Annotated in this window: 15 protein-coding genes; 9 read left to right on the forward strand and 6 right to left on the reverse strand. The window is 59.1% G+C overall.

Annotation, left to right across the window (positions count from 1 at the left end; translation table 11 throughout):
* Positions 1-15 precede the first annotated feature (15 nt).
* Together Q4481_RS07130 and Q4481_RS07135 are read left to right on the forward strand one after the other, a co-directional pair.
* The gene (locus Q4481_RS07130) at positions 16-2,130 is read left to right on the forward strand and encodes a molybdopterin-containing oxidoreductase family protein (RefSeq protein ID WP_304375639.1); all 2,115 of its coding nucleotides are present in this window, start codon (positions 16-18) and stop codon (positions 2,128-2,130) included.
* A gap of 64 nt (positions 2,131-2,194) precedes the next feature.
* Positions 2,195-2,788: an NUDIX domain-containing protein gene (locus tag Q4481_RS07135; protein WP_304375640.1), complete on the forward strand. Its 594-nt coding sequence runs from the start codon at positions 2,195-2,197 to the stop codon at positions 2,786-2,788.
* Positions 2,789-2,818: 30 nt separating this feature from the next.
* Here Q4481_RS07135 and Q4481_RS07140 read toward each other — a convergent pair whose 3' ends face one another.
* The 4 genes from Q4481_RS07140 to purM form a co-directional block, all read right to left on the reverse strand.
* Positions 2,819-3,751, reverse strand: a complete 933-nt coding sequence (locus Q4481_RS07140; RefSeq protein ID WP_304375641.1) for an omptin family outer membrane protease — start codon at positions 3,749-3,751, stop codon at positions 2,819-2,821.
* A 51-nt stretch (positions 3,752-3,802) separates the two neighbouring features.
* A complete protein-coding gene (locus Q4481_RS07145; protein ID WP_304375642.1) occupies positions 3,803-4,624 on the reverse strand; it encodes a hypothetical protein in 822 nt (273 codons plus the stop codon).
* Positions 4,625-4,774: 150 nt separating this feature from the next.
* The gene (purN, locus tag Q4481_RS07150; protein WP_304375643.1) at positions 4,775-5,392 is read right to left on the reverse strand and encodes a phosphoribosylglycinamide formyltransferase; all 618 of its coding nucleotides are present in this window, start codon (positions 5,390-5,392) and stop codon (positions 4,775-4,777) included.
* Positions 5,389-6,462 carry a phosphoribosylformylglycinamidine cyclo-ligase gene (purM, locus tag Q4481_RS07155; protein ID WP_304375644.1) on the reverse strand — a complete coding sequence of 358 codons (1,074 nt, stop codon included), beginning with the start codon at positions 6,460-6,462 and terminating at the stop codon, positions 5,389-5,391. The genes purN and purM overlap by 4 nt, the downstream gene beginning before the upstream one ends.
* A 35-nt stretch (positions 6,463-6,497) precedes the next feature.
* Here purM and Q4481_RS07160 point away from each other — a divergent pair, with 35 nt between their 5' ends.
* The 6 genes from Q4481_RS07160 (at position 6,498) to ppx (ending at position 14,129) form a co-directional block, all read left to right on the forward strand.
* Positions 6,498-6,812 (forward strand): hypothetical protein, encoded by a 315-nt coding sequence (locus Q4481_RS07160; protein ID WP_304375645.1) that lies wholly within the window; start codon positions 6,498-6,500, stop codon positions 6,810-6,812.
* Between the two features lie 123 nt (positions 6,813-6,935).
* The gene (locus tag Q4481_RS07165) at positions 6,936-8,330 is read left to right on the forward strand and encodes a calcium-binding protein (RefSeq protein ID WP_304375646.1); all 1,395 of its coding nucleotides are present in this window, start codon (positions 6,936-6,938) and stop codon (positions 8,328-8,330) included.
* Positions 8,331-8,456: 126 nt separating this feature from the next.
* Positions 8,457-9,584, forward strand: coding sequence for an AI-2E family transporter (locus tag Q4481_RS07170; protein WP_304375647.1), 1,128 nt, complete (start codon positions 8,457-8,459; stop codon positions 9,582-9,584).
* A 25-nt stretch (positions 9,585-9,609) separates the two neighbouring features.
* The gene (gene hdaA / locus Q4481_RS07175) at positions 9,610-10,314 is read left to right on the forward strand and encodes a DnaA regulatory inactivator HdaA (protein ID WP_304375648.1); all 705 of its coding nucleotides are present in this window, start codon (positions 9,610-9,612) and stop codon (positions 10,312-10,314) included.
* A gap of 81 nt (positions 10,315-10,395) precedes the next feature.
* The gene (locus Q4481_RS07180) at positions 10,396-12,591 is read left to right on the forward strand and encodes an RNA degradosome polyphosphate kinase (protein ID WP_304375649.1); all 2,196 of its coding nucleotides are present in this window, start codon (positions 10,396-10,398) and stop codon (positions 12,589-12,591) included.
* 11 nt (positions 12,592-12,602) lie between these two features.
* Complete coding sequence (ppx, locus tag Q4481_RS07185) at positions 12,603-14,129, forward strand: exopolyphosphatase (protein WP_304375650.1); 1,527 nt, start codon at positions 12,603-12,605, stop codon at positions 14,127-14,129.
* A gap of 46 nt (positions 14,130-14,175) precedes the next feature.
* On the opposite strand, the gene Q4481_RS07190 is transcribed toward ppx, so the two are convergent.
* The gene (locus Q4481_RS07190; protein WP_304375651.1) at positions 14,176-15,075 is read right to left on the reverse strand and encodes a calcium-binding protein; all 900 of its coding nucleotides are present in this window, start codon (positions 15,073-15,075) and stop codon (positions 14,176-14,178) included.
* Between the two features lie 223 nt (positions 15,076-15,298).
* On the opposite strand from Q4481_RS07190, the gene Q4481_RS07195 reads away from it, so the two are divergent.
* Positions 15,299-16,792: a calcium-binding protein gene (locus tag Q4481_RS07195; RefSeq protein WP_304375652.1), complete on the forward strand. Its 1,494-nt coding sequence runs from the start codon at positions 15,299-15,301 to the stop codon at positions 16,790-16,792.
* 95 nt (positions 16,793-16,887) lie between these two features.
* On the opposite strand, the gene rnd is transcribed toward Q4481_RS07195, so the two are convergent.
* Entirely contained in the window at positions 16,888-18,033 is a 1,146-nt protein-coding gene (gene rnd / locus Q4481_RS07200; protein ID WP_304376072.1) for a ribonuclease D, read from the reverse strand.
* Between the last annotated feature and the right edge of the window lie 7 nt (positions 18,034-18,040).

Consider the following 18,040-nt stretch of genomic DNA (forward strand, 5'->3'; position numbering starts at 1 on the left):
TCCTATAGAAAATGCATGAACATTGCGACCGGCACTCTCCAAAAAAACACCATCGGCCATTCGGCATGCCCGCATGACTGTCCCTCCACCTGTTCGCTCGATATCGAAATCGGAGCGGATGGACGCATCGGCCGCGTTCGCGGCGCCGAAGACAATTCCTATACGGCCGGCGTCATCTGCGCCAAGGTGGCGCGCTATGCCGAGCGCCTCTATCATCCCGACCGGCTGATGCACCCGATGCGCCGCAAGGGTGCGAAGGGCGCTGGTACCTGGCAGCGGATCGACTGGAATGATGCCCTCGACGAGATTGCCGAGGCCTTTCTGAAGGCGGAGGCCCGGCATGGGACCGAAGCGGTCTGGCCCTATTACTATGCCGGCACCATGGGCTGGGTTCAGCGCGATTCCATCGATCGCCTGCGGCATGCCAAGAAATATTCAGGGTTCTTCGATACCATCTGCGTCAACCCGGCCTGGACCGGCTATGCGCTCGGCACCGGCAATCTGCGCGGCGTCGATCCGCGCGAGATGACCCAGTCCGATTGTATCGTGATTTGGGGCACCAATGCGGTCGTGACCCAAGTCAATGTGATGACGCATGCCATCCGCGCCCGCAAGGAGCGCGGTGCGAAGATCATCGCCATCGATATCTACGACAATCCGACGATGAAGCAGGCCGATATCGCGCTCGTTCTGCGTCCGGGCACCGATGCGGCACTCGCCTGCGCGGCGATGCATGTCGCCTTCCGCGACGGCTATGCCGATCGTGCCTATCTTGCCGCCTATACAGACGATCCTGCTGGGCTCGAAGCGCATCTTCAGACCAAGACGCCGGCCTGGGCCGCTGAAATCACCGGCCTTTCGGTTGAGGCGATCGAGGAGTTCGCCCGCATCGTCGGCACGACGAAAAAGACCTTCTTCCGGCTCGGCTACGGCTTCTCGCGCTCGCGCAACGGCACGGTTTCCATGCATGCGGCGCTGTCGTTGCCGACGGTTCTGGGCTCCTGGCAGCATGAAGGCGGCGGCGCGTTCCACACCAATTCCTCGATCTTCGGCATGCGCAACGGTCTTCTGACCGGCAAGAGCCTCATCGATCCCACGATTCGCAATCTCGATCAGTCCCATATCGGCCGCATCCTGACCGGCAACGCTGAGTCGCTGCGGAACGGGCCGCCGGTGACCGCAATGCTGATCCAGAACACCAATCCGGTCAATGTCATGCCCGAACAGCGGCTGGTGCGGCAGGGTTTCCTGCGCGAGGACCTGTTCGTTGCCGTGCATGAGCAGTTCATGACCGAGACGGCCGAACTTGCCGATCTCGTGCTGCCGGCGACCATGTTCGTCGAACATGACGATATCTATCGCGGTGGCGGCCAGAGCCACATCACACTCGGGCCGAAACTGGTCGAGCCGCCCGAGGATGTGCGCACCAACCTGTTCGTCATCGAGGAACTGGCCAAGCGTCTCGGCGTTGCCGATAGGCCCGGCTTTGGAATGACGGAACGTGAGCATATCGAGGAGATCCTGTCAGGTCCCGGCCTGCCGACCTATGACGAACTGCTCGCCGACAAATGGGTCGATCGCCAACCGGATTTCCGCACGGCGCATTTCCTGGACGGGTTCGGCCATGCCGACCGCAAGTTCCATTTCCGGCCGAACTGGACCGATCCCGCCAACCCGATGAGCCCGCCCGCCAACATGGAGCCGATGGGGCCGGTTGCCGCGCTGCCGGTTTTTCCGGATTACTGCGCAGTGGTCGAAGAGGTGGATGAAGCCCATCCCTATCGCCTTGCCACGCCGCCGGCGCGCAATTTCCTCAATTCGAGCTTCACCGAGACGAAATCGTCTCGCAGCAAGGAAGGCCGACCGGAACTGATGCTGTCGAATGCTGATGCGGAAGCGCTCGGCATTGCGACCGGCGATGTGGTGACGATTGGCAACGAACGCGGTTCGGTGCGCATCCATGCGCGTATCACCGATACGGTCCGCAAGGGCGTGCTTATTGCCGAGGGCATTTGGCCCAACCGGGATCATCTCGATGGCGAAGGCATCAACACCCTGACCGGAGCGGATTCGGTGGCGCCGTTCGGCGGCGTCGGCCTGCACGACAATCGCGTCTGGCTCAAGCCCTGACCGTCACGAGACGGTCTTGATTGCATGCCAGAGCGTGGTCGCCAACAATCGTCAGGATAGGAACATGGATTCGAAAGTGCTGCCGCGCGTCACCGTGGTTTCGGCGGAAACCCTGCATAGGCGGTTCGTGCATCTGCAGAAAATGAAAATCGAGCATGCGACCATGAAGGGCGGTCGCCAGACTGTCGAGCGCGAGGTGCATGACCATGGCAATGGCGCGACGATCCTGCTCTATGATCCGGTGCGCAAGACGGTCGTGCTGGTGCGCCAGTTGCGCGTCCCCGTGTTCATGAACGGCCATGATGGCTGGCTGATCGAAACACCGGCGGGCCTTCTCGATGGCGACCATCCGGACGTGGCGATCTGCCGCGAGGCCATGGAAGAAACCGGCTATCGGGTCGAAAAGGCGGATTATCTGTTCGACGCCTACATGTCGCCTGGTGCGGTCACTGAGCGCGTCTCCTTCTTCGCAGCCGAAATCGACACCAGTAAACGTGCTGGCGAGGGAGGTGGTCTCGATGAGGAAGGCGAGGATATCGAGATCCTCGAACTGCCGCTCGCTGATGCCTTCGCCATGATCGGACGTGGCGAAATCTGCGACGCCAAGACCATCATTCTGTTGCAATGGGCGGTGATGAAATACGGACTTGCAGCCTGAATCCTATCAGGCAGCGCCCTGGCGCTTCGATCAGAACCGACCCTTCAGGCCGAAGCTGATGGTGGCGGAGGTGAAGTCGCCGCCTGCTCCATTACGGAACCAGCTCTTGTCACCCGTGACCGTGTCGATCATCCTCGTGTCGGCCTTCACACGTGCCATATGGTCGAAACTGCCCGACGCGTAGAGCTGGATATTGTCCCGCAACGCGTAGCCGATCGATGCATCAAGGCCGACGGTCGGGGTCGTGAAATAGTGATCGATGAAGCGCAGGTCGCGCATCCAGTGATCGTCGGTTCCTTTGGCATCAAAGGCCAGGCCGGCCTTCAAACCGCCCGTCAGGCTCCAGCGGCCCTGACTATGGGTAAAGTTGGCGGCCAGGAAAGGCGCCGGCCATTGCTGGCGATAGGAAATGCCTTTCTCTCCGTCGGGAAAATCGCCGCGATCTGCCCGCCATCCGGTATCGGAATAGATGTAGGAACCGCCATAGGCCGCCCATTTGACATCGGTATAACTTACACCGGCACCAAGGCCGATTTCGGTGCCGCCCCGTTCGAGAACGGTCCTGCCAAGCTCGATATCGCCGGTGAAATAATGGTTGAGGCGGGTGTCGGGATGTTGAGAGCGGTGCGACCAGGGGCGACCGATATAGAACCAGTCGTAATCGGTCATGAAGCCGTCACCGGCAAAACCCGCGGTGGCCTTGATCCTGACGTAGAAATCCTTCTCGAGATCGATCGCGACATCGCCCGTCACGGTCTGCACCCAGTCCGATTTCCAGATCAGCTGCGACACCTTCGCCTTGCCTTCATAGACGAATTCGTTGGCCCTCAGCGAGGTGATGCCGTAGCTGCCAGAAAAGGTGACGGCGCCATCAACCGATTGCAGCACCATGTCGGCTGCGGCAGCTGGCGTGACCGATACTATAAAACCTGCCGTAAAAAGCGCGAATCGTCTGCCCGTCATGTGTCCCTCCCGCCAAGTATATTAGGAGAATAGGCAGATCGCTGCCTGCGATCAATGGCGGTTCTCTGCGACGTCGGTCGAGGCGACCAGGCTGCCATAGGTTGCCGAAGCAGAAAGCCGGATCATCGGTGTACCGCGATCGAGCCGACCGGCAATCGAGAGGTTGGCGATCGAACAATTACCGGCATCCTTGCGGATCCGCATGCAGGTTGCCGCGATATCGCGATAGATCCTGTCGCGCTGGAGGCCTGTCCTTTCGAAATAGAGCCGCTGGCCGATTGCAGCACGGCCGGGGCTGGCCTTGGTGATCACAAAGGTCTGCCGTCCCGGCGGTGTCGCACCGAAGGCCGCCTTTTCGGCGAAGGCCAATTGGAACTGGTATTCGTAGGACTGGCTGCCCGATGGCCGTCCCATCGCCGACATTATGGCACAATCGGCTGCGAGCGTTTCAAGAAGCCGCTGGCATTCCTCTTCGGCGAGCGACTGGGTGCGCGATGCGGCAAGGTCGATCAGGGCTTCGGGCGAAAGCGCCTTCTTCTTCGCGCGCATATCGCCGAGCGGCACTTCGATGCTGATCACGGCAAGCCGTTCCGGCATGATGGCTGCGTGACCCATCATGAGACGATAGGCGTACCGTTGGCTGGCGGTGGCCAGGCTCGCGGGATCGACATCGCTGGCAAGCGTTTCGGCCTCGTCTTTCCAGGTCCGTTCGCTTGCTACCGCCTTGGTGGATAGAATGGCAAGGTTGGCGGCACTATAGGTCTGCAACAGGGTCAATACCGTGAAAGGCAACAGCACGAGAACGCCCAAAGCGATGAGAAAGGCGCGTTGCCCTTTGCTCAAAGCCTGAAAATGCGAAAACCAAGACTTCATGCGCATCCCACCCGATCGATAGGATGTCATTGACGCGCAGGCTCGTTAATCGGGTCTTAATTTTCCGGTTTTGGAGCGCAGAAGGGGCAGGCAATTGGAGTTTGCCTTTCGCTCAGGTTATCGCTTCGGCACGCACTGTGCCGAAACGGATCAACCGAGCGAGATCAGCATCTGGCGATCGTCGGTCGCCGTGCCGGCGCCGAACAGCCGCGTCACGGCCGTGCGGTAGAGCTTGTGTTCGGCGGTCAGCACCCGCGCCGCCAGGGCTTCGGCCGTGTCGCCCGTCAGAACGGGAACCACGGCCTGTGCGATCACCGGACCTTCATCCATACCCTCGGTCACGTGATGAACCGTGCAGCCCGACACTTTCATGCCGGCATCGATGGCCCGCTGATGGGTGTGGAGGCCGGGGAAGAGCGGCAGGAGCGACGGGTGGATATTGATGATCCTTCCCTCGAACGGCCGGATGAAGCTTCCCGAAACCAGCCGCATATAGCCGGCGAGGCAGAGGAATTCGACGCCCTCTGCCGCAAGGTGATCGAGGATCGCCTGTTCATGGTCGGCTTTCGATCCATAGGTCCGGCGCTCGAAGACGGTTGCCTTGACGCCAAGCGCCTCGGCCTTCGCCAGTCCGCCTGCATTCGCCTTGTCGGAGACGACTGCAACGAATTCGACCGGGAAGGACGGATCGCGGGCAGCCTCAAGCAGCGCCACCATGTTGGAGCCGCCGCCGGAAATCAGGATCGCGCCGCGTTTGCGTCCGCTCATAGGCCGAGCTTGCCCCGGTAGATAACGCCGGGACCGTCGGCTTCGCGCGTCACCATGCGTCCGAGAGCCATGACGGTTTCGCCCGACTCGGCAAGCACTTCGGCCACGAAATCGGCCTTGTCGTCGGGCACGACCACGATCATGCCGACGCCGCAATTGAAGGTGCGCAGCATTTCGCGTTCGGCAACGCCGCCGGCCTTGGCCAGCCACGAGAAGACCGGCTTGACGGGAACCGAGCCGAGATCGATTTCCGCCGCAAGGGTCTTGGGCAGAACGCGCGGGATGTTTTCCGGAAAGCCACCGCCGGTGATGTGGGCAAGGGCCTTGACGGCACCGGTCTTGCGGATTGCGTTCAGAAGCGGTTTCACATAGATGCGGGTCGGCGTGAGAAGCGCTTCACCGAGCGTCTGGTCGCTGTTGAAGGGCGCCTGCGAATTCCAGTTCAGGCCCGACAGTTCGACGATCTTGCGGACCAGCGAGTAACCGTTCGAATGAACGCCGGACGACGCCAGGCCCAGGATCACATCGCCTTCATTGATGTCACCGGCCGGCAGCAGCTGGCCGCGTTCGGCCGCACCCACGGCAAATCCGGCAAGGTCATAATCGCCTTCGCGATACATGCCGGGCATTTCGGCGGTTTCGCCGCCAATCAGCGCGCAACCGGCCTGGCGGCAACCTTCGGCAATGCCGGAAACGATCGCAGCACCCTGGTCGGGATCGAGCTTGCCGGTTGCGAAATAGTCGAGAAACAGAAGCGGTTCGGCCGCTTGCACCACGAGATCGTTGACGCACATCGCGACGAGGTCGATGCCGACCGTGTCATGGATGCCGGCTTCGATGGCGACCTTGAGCTTGGTGCCGACGCCGTCATTGGCTGCCACCAGGATCGGGTCGGTAAAGCCTGCGGCCTTGAGATCGAAAAGGCCGCCGAAACCGCCGATCTCGACATCGGCGCCGGGGCGGCGGGTGGAGCGCACATAGGGCTTGATCTTTTCCACCATCAGATTGCCGGCATCGATATCGACCCCGGCATCCGAGTAGGTCAGGCCGTTTTTGCCGTGCTCGCTCATGGCGCTCTCCGTTCGGTTCATGTCCTGCGCGCGCAATGGCACGATGGCCGCCGAAGTTCAAGCTTTCTTGCCAGAAATCCCGTGATTTCCGCTTGGCGCGCAGCCTGCATTCACTCCGCAGCCACCTGCTGATCGGTGCCGCGCGCATCGGAGGTCTCCGTCGCATCGAGCGGCCCCCAGTCCGGATGTGGCGGCAGAAAGGGCAGTTGCAGGACCTGCAGGTCAAAGCCGCGTTCGACGGCGCGCGCAAAACGCGGCGTTTTTCATCGCGCTTTTGGGTGCCCCAGAAAATCTGTGCGTCAGAGCAGGAAAGAGGTAATATTTATCGATCGGGTCAACGGATTTTTTAACATCTCCGGCATTCACGCAAAGAATAAAGCTCCGATTTGCGACGTAATCCTATCGCCTCTCTTAGCAGAGGAGGGGTGTTTTAGTAGAGTCAAGGCTCTACATCGAAAACTTGGAGGCTCAGAATGGCAAGAGATCCGGATGGCAATACGACGGGGACCAACGGCGATGACGTGCTCTGGGGAACGGCATTTGTTCTCGGCGATGGGTCCCTCGACAATTATGGTGATGATGACCTGAATGGTCTTGGCGGCAACGACATTATCTTCGGCGACATCTATCATAATGGAGATGACTTTACCGAGGGCGATGTCATCCATGGTGGCACCGGCAACGACACGCTCTACGGCGATTGCGGGACGGACGAGCCGAACTGGACGATCACCACAAATGGTGGTTCCGATGCCCTCCACGGCGATGCCGGTAACGACAAGCTTTATGGCCAGTATGGTTCTGACCAGTTATGGGGCGGCGCAGACGGCGACACACTCGTCGGCGGCCTCGGCGGCGACAATCTGCACGGCGACGGCGGCAACGATATTCTGTGGGCGGATCTTGAAAACACGTCCACTGGCGCGCAATCCGCCACGAATAATCTTTATGGCGGCAATGGCCAGGACAAGCTTTACGGCGGCAACGGATTTGACGGCCTTTTCGGTGATGCCGGCAACGACACGATCTGGGCCAATAATGGCGATGACGATATAGAAGGCGGCGATGGCGAAGACCTCGTCTATGCCGGCCAGGGCTCCGACCGGATCGAAGGGGGAGGTTTCTCCTCTGAGAATGACAGCGGCGACATTCTGTATGGCGAAGCCGGCAGCGATACGATCTTCGGCCAGGGTGGCGATGACAGCCTTTATGGTGGCGCTGATGCTGACAAGCTCTACGGCGATGAGGGCAATGACCTCATCGATGGCGGCGCTGGCGCGGATTCGTTTTACTGCGGCGCTGGAAACGACACCTACATCATCGATAACAGCCAGGATCTGATGGTCTGGGACTATTCGGACACTGGCCGGGATCTCGTCAAAGCTTCGGTCAACTGGGCATTGGGTGACTATCAGGAAAACCTGACCCTCACCGGGCCGACGGCGATCAAGGCCACCGGAAATGACGGCAAGAATATCATCGCCGGTAACGCCGCAGCCAACCAGATCTTTGGCAAGGGTGGTGCGGACAGCCTGACAGGCAATGGTGGCGCTGATCAGTTTCTTTTCAAATCGATTGCCGATTCCACTGTTGGCGTAGTCGGCCGCGATACGATTACCGATTTTCGGGCCGGCCAGAACGATATCATCAACCTCGATACCATCGATGCCAACAGCCGCAAAGCCGCGGATCAGGATTTCACCTTCATCGGCACTCAAGGCTTCCAGGATCAGGCAGGCGAATTGCGGTTCGAAAAAGCCAACGGTGACACATTCGTCTATGGCGATACGAATGGCGATGGAACTGCTGATTTTTCGATCAGACTCGAGGGCGCTATCAATCTGGTTCGGTCGGATTTCGATCTCTGATGGCCGCTGTAGCGCGATCGGCCATGAGGGGGCTCCCTATGATCGATCGCGCCGCCTGCGCACTTGACCGTGATTGAGGAAGCGGCCTATCTCCATGCGATGAAGCATCAATTACGGGTTCCAGAAATGACGACACATATTTCCGGTCAAAGTCTCCGGCGCCAGATCTATTTCTGGCTGGTCGTGCTCGTCCTCTTCGTAGGCTTCCTGTTCCTGTTCCGCTCCATCCTGCTGCCCTTCGTTTCGGGCATGGCGCTGGCCTATTTTCTCGATCCGGTGGCGGATTGGCTGGAGCGCCGCGGCCTGAGCCGCATGATGGCGACATCGCTGATCCTTCTGTCCTTCGTCTTCATCTTTGCGCTGTCGCTCATCATCATCATCCCGCTATTGGTCACGCAGGCGTCGGATTTTGCCGTCAAGCTGCCGGGCTACATCACCCAGCTCCAGTCGCTTGTCACCGATGCCAATGCGCATTACCTACCGGACTGGCTGAAAGGGCAGATGGGGACGCTCAAGGAAAACCTGTCGAAATATCTCGGCGAGGGCGTGAGCTTCGTTGCCTCGCTTCTGGGCCAGATTTGGAATTCCGGCATGGCGCTCGTCGATATCCTGTCGCTTCTGGTCATCACGCCGGTCGTCGCCTTCTATATCCTGCTCGACTGGGACAATATGGTCGCCAAGGTCGACAGCTGGGTGCCGCGCGACTGGCTGAAGGTGGTGCGCCAGCTTTCAAACGAGATGAATGATGCGATTGCCGGCTTCGTGCGCGGGCAGGGCTCGATCTGCCTCATCCTGGCGATCTTCTACGGTGCCAGCCTCTCGATCGTGGGCCTGAATTTCGGCCTGCTCATCGGCCTCGTATCCGGCCTCGTCTCCTTCATTCCCTATCTGGGCTCGCTGCTCGGACTGGTGCTCTCGGTCGGCGTAGCACTGGTGCAGTTCTGGCCGGATTATCCCTGGGTGATCCTGATTGGCGGCATCTTCTTCTTTGGCCAGATCGTCGACGGCTACATCCTGCAGCCGAAACTGATCGGCGAAAAGGTGGGGCTGCATCCGGTCTGGCTGATGTTCGCCCTTCTCGCCTTCGGCGCGCTGTTCGGCTTCGTCGGGCTGATGGTGGCCGTACCGGTTTCGGCCTCGATTGCGGTTCTCGTCCGTTTTGCGATTTCGCGCTATCTTGAGAGCGATCTCTATTATGGCGGCTCGGAGCGGGATGACGACAAGACCACCATCGTCATCTCGGTCGAGAAATGAGCCGCCTTTCAGGTGACGGACAAGCATGACGCATTCCCATCGTTCCGGTAAAAAGGGGCCCGACCAGTTACCGCTCGCCTTTCCTGTCGAAAGTGCGGCGGGGCGCGAGGATCTCGTTGTGTCCGATCCTGTCAGTGCCGCTGCTGCAATCATCGATCGCTGGCCGGACTGGCCGTCGCCGGTCGTCATAATCACCGGTCCGCAGGGCTCGGGCAAAACGCATCTTGCGCAGGTCTGGCAGGATTTCAGCCATGCCGTCGCGATCCATCCGGACGGATCGGGGGAGGCGGTGCCGCTTGCCGGCGCCGGCCCGGTTCTGTTCGAGGATGCCGATCGCAGGGGCTTCGACGAGACCGAATTCTTCCATGTCATCAACGCGGTCAGGAGTGCCGGCACCACCTTGCTTGTGACGGCCCGCGCCTGGCCGCTCTCCTGGGGCGTCAGGTTGCCGGACCTGTCCTCGCGACTGAAGGCGGCGACGACGGTCGAAATCGGTCCGCCCGACGATCTTCTGCTGACGCAGATCTTCTTCAAGCTGTTTGCCGATCGCCAGCTGGTGATCGATGAGCGGCTGGTTGCCTACATGGTTTCGCGCATGGAACGGTCGCTCGCCTCGGCGCAGGCGATCGTCGAAAGGCTGGATCTGCTGGCACTTGCGCGTGGCACCCGCATCACGCGGTCACTGGTGGCCGAAGTGCTCGATGAGGTCGCCGGCGAAGATCAGGATTGAACTGTCATCTAACTGTCGTCATTGTGTAATAATGCCGGCCCACAACATAGCCGACTGATGCATGAGCCTGGATGAAATTGGATGGATACGATCGTTCCCGAGACCCAAGAAAACGCAAATCCGGCCGCCGAGCCAGCGGTTCAGTCGCTGATGGAGAGCCCCGAACGCTTCATCAATCGCGAATTCTCCTGGCTGCAGTTCAACCGGCGTGTGCTTGAGGAAACCCTCAACACCGGTCATCCGCTGCTGGAACGTGTCCGCTTCCTGTCGATCTCGGCCAACAATCTCGACGAGTTCTTCATGGTTCGCGTCGCGGGTCTTGAAGGGCAGGTGCGGGCCGGTATCGCGATCAAGAGCCCCGACGGCAAGATGCCGGCCGAGCAGCTCGATTTCATCCTCCGCGAAATCAACAATCTGCAGATGGAACAGCAGGCTGCACTTGCCGTTCTGCAACAGTATCTCGCGCGTGAGGACATTCTCATCGTCCGCCCCGCGGCCCTGAGCCGCGAAGACAAGAAGTGGCTGGATCGCGAATTTTCCGAGCAGATCTTTCCGGTGCTGACGCCGCTCTGCATCGATCCGGCGCATCCGTTTCCGTTCATTCCCAACCTCGGATTTTCGATCGGGTTGCAATTGACCAGCCTCACCGGCAAGGAGCCGATGACGGCGCTTATCCGTCTGCCGCCGGCTCTCGACCGCTTCGTGCGGCTGCCGGATCACGAAAACACGCTCCGTTACATCACGCTTGAAGATATCGTGCTCCTGTTCATCGACAAGCTCTTTCCGGGCTACAAGGTCGATGGTTCGGGCACCTTCCGCATCATTCGCGACAGCGATATCGAAGTGGAGGAAGAGGCCGAAGATCTGGTGCGCTTTTTTGAAACAGCGCTCAAGCGCCGCCGTCGCGGTTCGGTCATCCGCATCGAGACCGACAGTGAAATGCCGCAATCGCTGCGCCAGTTCGTGACCCACGAACTTGGCGTGCCGGAAAACCGGATCGCCGTTCTGCCCGGTCTTCTGGCGCTCAACACCCTGTCCGAGATCGCCAAGGCGCCGCGCGACGATCTGCGCTTCGAACCGTATAATGCCCGCTACCCGGAGCGGGTGCGCGAACATGCCGGCGATTGCCTGGCCGCGATCCGGGAAAAGGACATGATCGTCCATCATCCCTACGAGAGCTTTGATGTGGTCGTGCAGTTCCTGATCCAGGCCGCGCGCGATCCGGATGTGGTGGCGATCAAGCAGACGCTCTACCGGACCTCCAACGACAGCCCGATCGTGCGCGCACTCATGGATGCGGCGGAAGCCGGCAAATCAGTCACGGCGCTGGTCGAGCTCAAGGCCCGTTTCGATGAAGAGGCCAACATTCGCTGGGCGAGGGACCTTGAACGCGCCGGCGTGCAGGTCGTGTTCGGTTTCATCGAACTCAAGACCCATGCGAAGATGAGCATGGTCGTCCGCAAGGAAGATGGCCGCCTGAGAACCTACTGCCATCTCGGCACCGGCAACTACCATCCGGTGACGGCGAAGATCTATACCGATCTGAGCTATTTCACCTGCAACCCGGTGATCGGCCATGACATGGCCAATGTCTTCAACTTCATCACCGGTTACGGCGAACCGGAAGCCGGCATGAAACTCGCGGTTTCGCCCAACACGCTGCGTCCGCGCATCCTCAAGCATATCCGCGAGGAAATCGAGTTCGCGAAGGCTGGCAAGCCGGCGGCGATCTGGATGAAGATGAATTCGCTGGTCGATCCCGAAATCATCGATGCGCTCTATGAGGCCAGTGCCGCCGGCGTCAAGATCGAGATGGTCGTGCGCGGCATCTGCTGCCTGAGGCCGCAGGTGCCGGGACTGTCCGAAAACATCTGGGTCAAATCGATCGTCGGACGCTTCCTTGAACATAGCCGCATCTTCTGTTTCGGCAATGGTCACGGCCTGCCGCACGAGAAGGCGCTCGTCTATATCGGCTCGGCCGACATGATGCCGCGCAACCTCGATCGACGTGTCGAAACCCTGGTGCCGCTGATCAACAAGACTGTGCACGAGCAGGTGCTTAACCAGATCATGCTGGCCAACCTGATTGACAACCAGCAGTCCTACGAGATACTTCCCGACGGAACCTCAAGGCGCCTTTCGGCACGTGAAGGGGATGAACCGTTTAACGCGCAGCTGTATTTCATGACCAATCCCAGCCTTTCCGGTCGTGGTGAAGCCTTGAAATCGAGCATGCCAACGCTGATTGCCGGAAGGCTTTCTTCCGGACGGAAGTAAATCGGACTCTTATGGTTGAATCAGAGGCCCAGGGGCGCTTGCCCGGCATCGAGCCTGTTTCGATTATCGACATTGGCTCCAACTCCATTCGCCTTGTGATCTATGAGGGGCTCAATCGTGCCCCCGCCGTTCTGTTCAACGAAAAGGTTATGTGCGGCCTCGGCAAAGGCCTTGCACAGACCGGGAGCATGGACGAGGAGAGTGTTGCGCGTGCGCTTGCGGCCCTGCACCGGTTCAAGGCGCTGTCGGATCAGGCTCGTGCCCGCACCGTCTATGTGATTGCGACGGCAGCAGCACGCGAAGCCAAGAACGGGCCGGAGTTCATCGAAAAGGCGCAGATCATTCTCGGACGCCATATTCGCTTACTTTCCGGAGAGGAAGAGGCGAAGTTCTCGGCGTTGGGCATCATCTCCGGCTACTATGATGCCGACGGAATCTGCGGCGATCTCGGCGGTGGTTCCCTCGAACTCATCGATATCCGCGGTAAGGCCTATAGCAGCGGTCTTACGACGCCGCTTGGCAGCCTGCGCTTGTCAGAACAGGCCGATGGCTCGCTGTCGAAAGCGGCCAACATCGCCCGCAAGACCCTGCGGTCGGTGGATTTTTTGAAGGATGGCAATGGTCGCACCTTCTATGCAGTCGGCGGCACCTGGCGTTCGATCGCGAAACTGCATATGCAACTCCGGAACTACCCGTTGCATATGGTGCAGGATTATCGCCTCGGCCTCGATGAAACGCTGATTTTCCTTGAGGATGTCATTCGCGGTAAGGATCAGAAGGATCCGGCCTGGCAGGCAATTACCCGTTCGCGCCGGTCACTGCTTCCCTACGGCGCCGTTGCCATGCGTGAGGTTCTCGCTGAAATGCGGCCCGCACGGATTTCCTTTTCCGTTCAGGGCGTACGCGAGGGCTATCTTTATTCGCTGTTGCCGGAATCGATCCGCAAGCAGGATCCGCTGTTGTCGGCCGCTGGGGAACTGGCCGTTCTGCGTGCCCGTTCGCCGGAACATGCGCGCGAACTTGCCGACTGGACCGGGCAAATGATGCCCGTCTTCGGTATTCGCGAGACCGTCGAGGAGGGCCGTTACCGCCAGGCCGCCTGCTTGCTGGCCGATATTTCCTGGCGAGCGCATCCGGATTATCGCGGGCTTCAGGCCCTCAACATCATCGCCCATTCGTCCTTCATCGGCATTACCCATCCGGGCCGCGCCTATATCGCACTCGCTAATTACTATCGGTTTGAAGGACTGAATGATGACAGCGCGACCGGCGAACTGACGTCGATCGCCACGCCGCGCCTGCTCGAACTGGCAAAACTGCTGGGGGGGCTGTTGCGCGTCGTCTATCTGTTTTCGGCATCGATGCCCGGTGTGGTGCGCAACCTGCGTTTCGAGCCGGCGGCTGCGCCGGAATCCGCGACGGATCTGGAACTCGTCGTGCCCGCCGCCTATCGGGAGTTTGCAGGCGAGCGGATCGAAGGGCGTCTGCAACAGCTGGCCAAGCTGACTGGTCGCAAGCTTGCCTTCCGCTTCGAATGAAAACGGGCCCGAAGGCCCGTTATGCTGGAAGCTGAACTGCGGGGGGTCAGAGGATGAAATTGTCCTCGGTGATCTCCCAGCGTTCGACACCATCGAGTTTCAAAGCATTGCCATCGCTCAGAACCACGATCACGTCGCCCCGATCGCCGCCGCCACCGCAGCGATGCTCACCATGATGACCGCGACCACCTTCGGTCATGATATTGGCGTCGAGGAAATCCTCGATATCGATATCGAGCCCGAGCGCCGAAAGATCGATCACATCGGACCAAGCATCGAAATCGTCGATCACATCGAGACCGGACTTGGCCTCGAATGTAAACGTGTCGCTGCCCTTGCCGCCGAGCAGGAAGTCGTTGCCCTTGCCGCCGGAGATCGTGTCGTCGCCGACACCACCCATAAGCTTGTCAGCGCCGGCATTGCCGAGAAGCGTGTCGTCCCCCTTGCCGGCGAACAGGTAATCGCCGAAGCCTGACCCTGAAATGGTTTCATCACCGCCGAGGACCAGGTCGAGAACAGCTTCGGTATCAAAACTCACCAGAGCCTTCACGAAGGCCTTGAGGGACATATCAAGGTCAGAGATCGACCAGTCGGCCTTGCCCGGGCCATCAATCGAGAAACTGTCAACGGTACCGCCCTTGATGATCGGGAGGCCGTTGCTCTTGAGCGCGATGTCAAAACCGGAGCCATCGATGGCGAATGTCCAGTTGTTGCCGAAGGTTACGCTCAAATGCTTACGGCCGGCTTCAAAATCCGAGATTTTGCCGAACGAAGTCAGATCGAGGTTTTCGAGATCGATCTTGAACGTGTCGGGAACATCGAAACTGAAGTCGAAATCCTCGTTCTCGTCTTCATCATCGTCATGGTGATGATGATGGTCGTCATCATAGTGATCGCGGTCATCGTCATCGCGATCATGTTTCCAGTCGTTCCAGCCACCCTGCATATGTCTTCTCCGCTCAACCATAGGCTCCGTCGAAACAGACATTTAGACCTAAGGCCTCAAATGTACGTAAACGGGACGGGAATAATTTTAATGATCGGAAATTGTGCGGAAATGGCGCGAGAATGCTTTGTTTGATACATATTTACCATCTCAACAGGGAGATTGGTAAGAAGTTGCTGATATCTTCCGCCCAGACTTAACGCAGAGCTGGCGGGAACCGGGCATGGTCACGATTACATTGGGTGCAAATTCGACGCAGAACAATTTCGAGATTTCGGAATTCGATCTGAAGCAGGTGATGGGTGAAGACTACTCTTTGTCCTTCACCAATTTCTTCAAGACGCTCACACTGAAGCAGAACAAGAATAACTATGTCGAACTGCAAGGTTCGTTCAAGATGGCGTCCCAGCCTGAAAATGCTGTAAAAAGTATCAGCAGCTATAAAGTGGTGGAGAATGGCGCAGTCTCCTACACTGTCACCAACGCTGGGATTGTTGGAGCTGACGTTAAGGGTGCTGGTACCTTTGCCGATTACCTCGCAAGCAACAGTTTCATCCTGAACGGCAATGCCAAGGCGAACACGCTGGCGACCGGCGACCTCGCTGATACGCTGGACGGCGCTGCTGGCAACGACAAGCTCTTCGGCCTCGGTGGCAAGGACAAGCTCAATGGTGGCGATGACAACGACCTTCTCGATGGCGGCACCGGCAACGATGAAATGACCGGCGGCAAGGGCGATGACACGTTCATCATCGACAATTCGAAAGACACCGTGATCGAACTGAAGGGGCAGGGCACCGATATCGTCAAGGCATCGGTCAGTGTCTCGTTCGCCAATCTCGGTTTTGTCGAATCCGTCATTCTGACCGGCTCGGCAGATGCCAAGATTACAGGCGATGATCTTGCCAATTCCATGACCGGCAACTCGGGCGACAACTTCCTGGATGGCGGCAAGGGTGCCGACCAGATGGCCGGCGGCAAGGGCGACGATACCTATGTCGTCGACAATGCCAAGGATACCGTCACCGAGCTCAAAGGGCAGGGTGATGACGAGATCCAGTCCGGCGTGAGCATTGATCTGAACAAGTTCGATTACATCGAAACGGTTCGCCTGACCGGCACGGGCAATGTGAATGCGACCGGCGATGAATTTGCCAACAAGCTTTACGGCAATAGCGGCAAGAACATTCTCGATGGTGGCAAGGGTGCCGATGAACTGATTGGCGGCAAGGGTGACGACACCTATGTCATCGACAACGCCAAGGACGAGATCACCGAAGCCAAGGATGGCGGCCACGACAAGATCAATGCGACGATCGCGATCGATCTCAATGAATACAAGGGGATCGAGGATGTGTTTCTCTTCGGCAGCGCCAAGCTCAACCTGACCGGCGACAAGTTCGACAACATCCTGGTCGGCAACGATGGCAAGAACGTCATCGCCGGCGGTCTCGGCGATGATACGCTGACCGGCGGTAAAGGCGCCGACATCTTTGTCTACAAGCGCGGTGACGGAAGCGACACGATCACCGATTTCAACGCCACCGGTGAAGACAAGCTATCCATCAGCGGTTTCGGCAAGAAGTACGATTACGACAATATTGGGGTCTCCAAGGTCGACAAGGACACGGTCGATATCGATCTCGGCAATGGCGACCATCTGATCTTCGATCATGTCCGGTTGAAGGATGTCGATCTTTCGGATTTCCTGTTCTGATAACCAAAAAGGCCCGCGGATGGCGGGCCTTTCTGACGATCCGATTGGCCGGTTCACTGATGGTGGACCGGCCTTTTCATATGCGGGGATAGAGGTCAGAGGTCCACGACATCGACCTTGCGGTTGACGAAGCGCAGCCCGATTTCGCCACGCACTAGCTTGAGTGCGGGAAGACCGAACAGTTCGCGCCGCCAGCCATGCAGGGCTGCGGCTTCTGATTCCTCGCCCTTGGCGGCAATCGATTCCAGATCGTCCGTCGAAGCAATGATCTTGGCGGCGACGCCATTCTTTTCGGCGATGAGTTTCAGTAGAACTTTGAGCATTTCCACCGCCGCGCCATTACCTTCTGGCAGGTTCTGCGGCTTTGGCACTTTCGGAAGGTCGGCCTTGGGAATGGCAAGTGCCGCGTTGATCTGTGCCAGAATGGCCTGTCCTGCCTGTGAGCGTTCGTACCCTTTCGGGATCGTGCGGAGCCGTCCGAGTGCTTCGGTGTCCTTCGGTTGCTGTTGGGCGATCTCGAACATGGCATCATCCTTCAGAACGCGTCCGCGCGGGACATCGCGGCTGCGCGCTTCGCGTTCGCGCCAAGCGGCGAGCCGCTGCAACACCGCCAGTTCGATCGGCTTGCGGATGCGCATTTTCAGCCGCTGCCAGGCATCGTCCGGATGAAGGTCGTAGGTTTCGCGTGCTTCGAGAACCGCCATTTCCTCGCCCAGCCATTCGGTCCGGCCCTCGCGTTCGAGTTCGGCCTTGATGGTCAGGTAAACATCCTTGAGGTGGGTTACGTCTGCAATCGCATAGTCAAGCTGCTTCGTTGAAAGCGGCCGGTGGCTCCAGTCGGTGAAGCGCGAGGATTTGTCGAGCTGGATGCCGCAGACCTTCTGCACGAGCGTATCGTAGGAGACGGAATCGCCGAAGCCGCACACCATGGCCGCAACCTGCGTGTCGAAGATCGGATGCGGGATCAGGCCGCCAAGATGGAAGACGATTTCGATATCCTGGCGAGCCGCATGGAACACTTTCACCACATCGGCATTGCCCATCAGCTTGAAGAAGGGAGTGAGATCGATGCCTGGGGCCAGCGGATCGACAATGGCGTCGAGTTCGGGACCCGACATCTGGATCAGGCAGAGTTGCGGCCAGAAGGTGGTTTCCCGGAGGAATTCTGTATCGACTGCCACGAATGGGCTTTGCGCCAGAAGCGCGCAGGCCTCTTGCAGTTCTTCTGTCGTGAGAATGATTTTCATC

It is taken from the genome of Fluviirhizobium alvei, assembly GCF_030551875.1.
Classification (GTDB): Bacteria; Pseudomonadota; Alphaproteobacteria; order Rhizobiales; family Rhizobiaceae; genus Rhizobium_E; species Rhizobium_E alvei.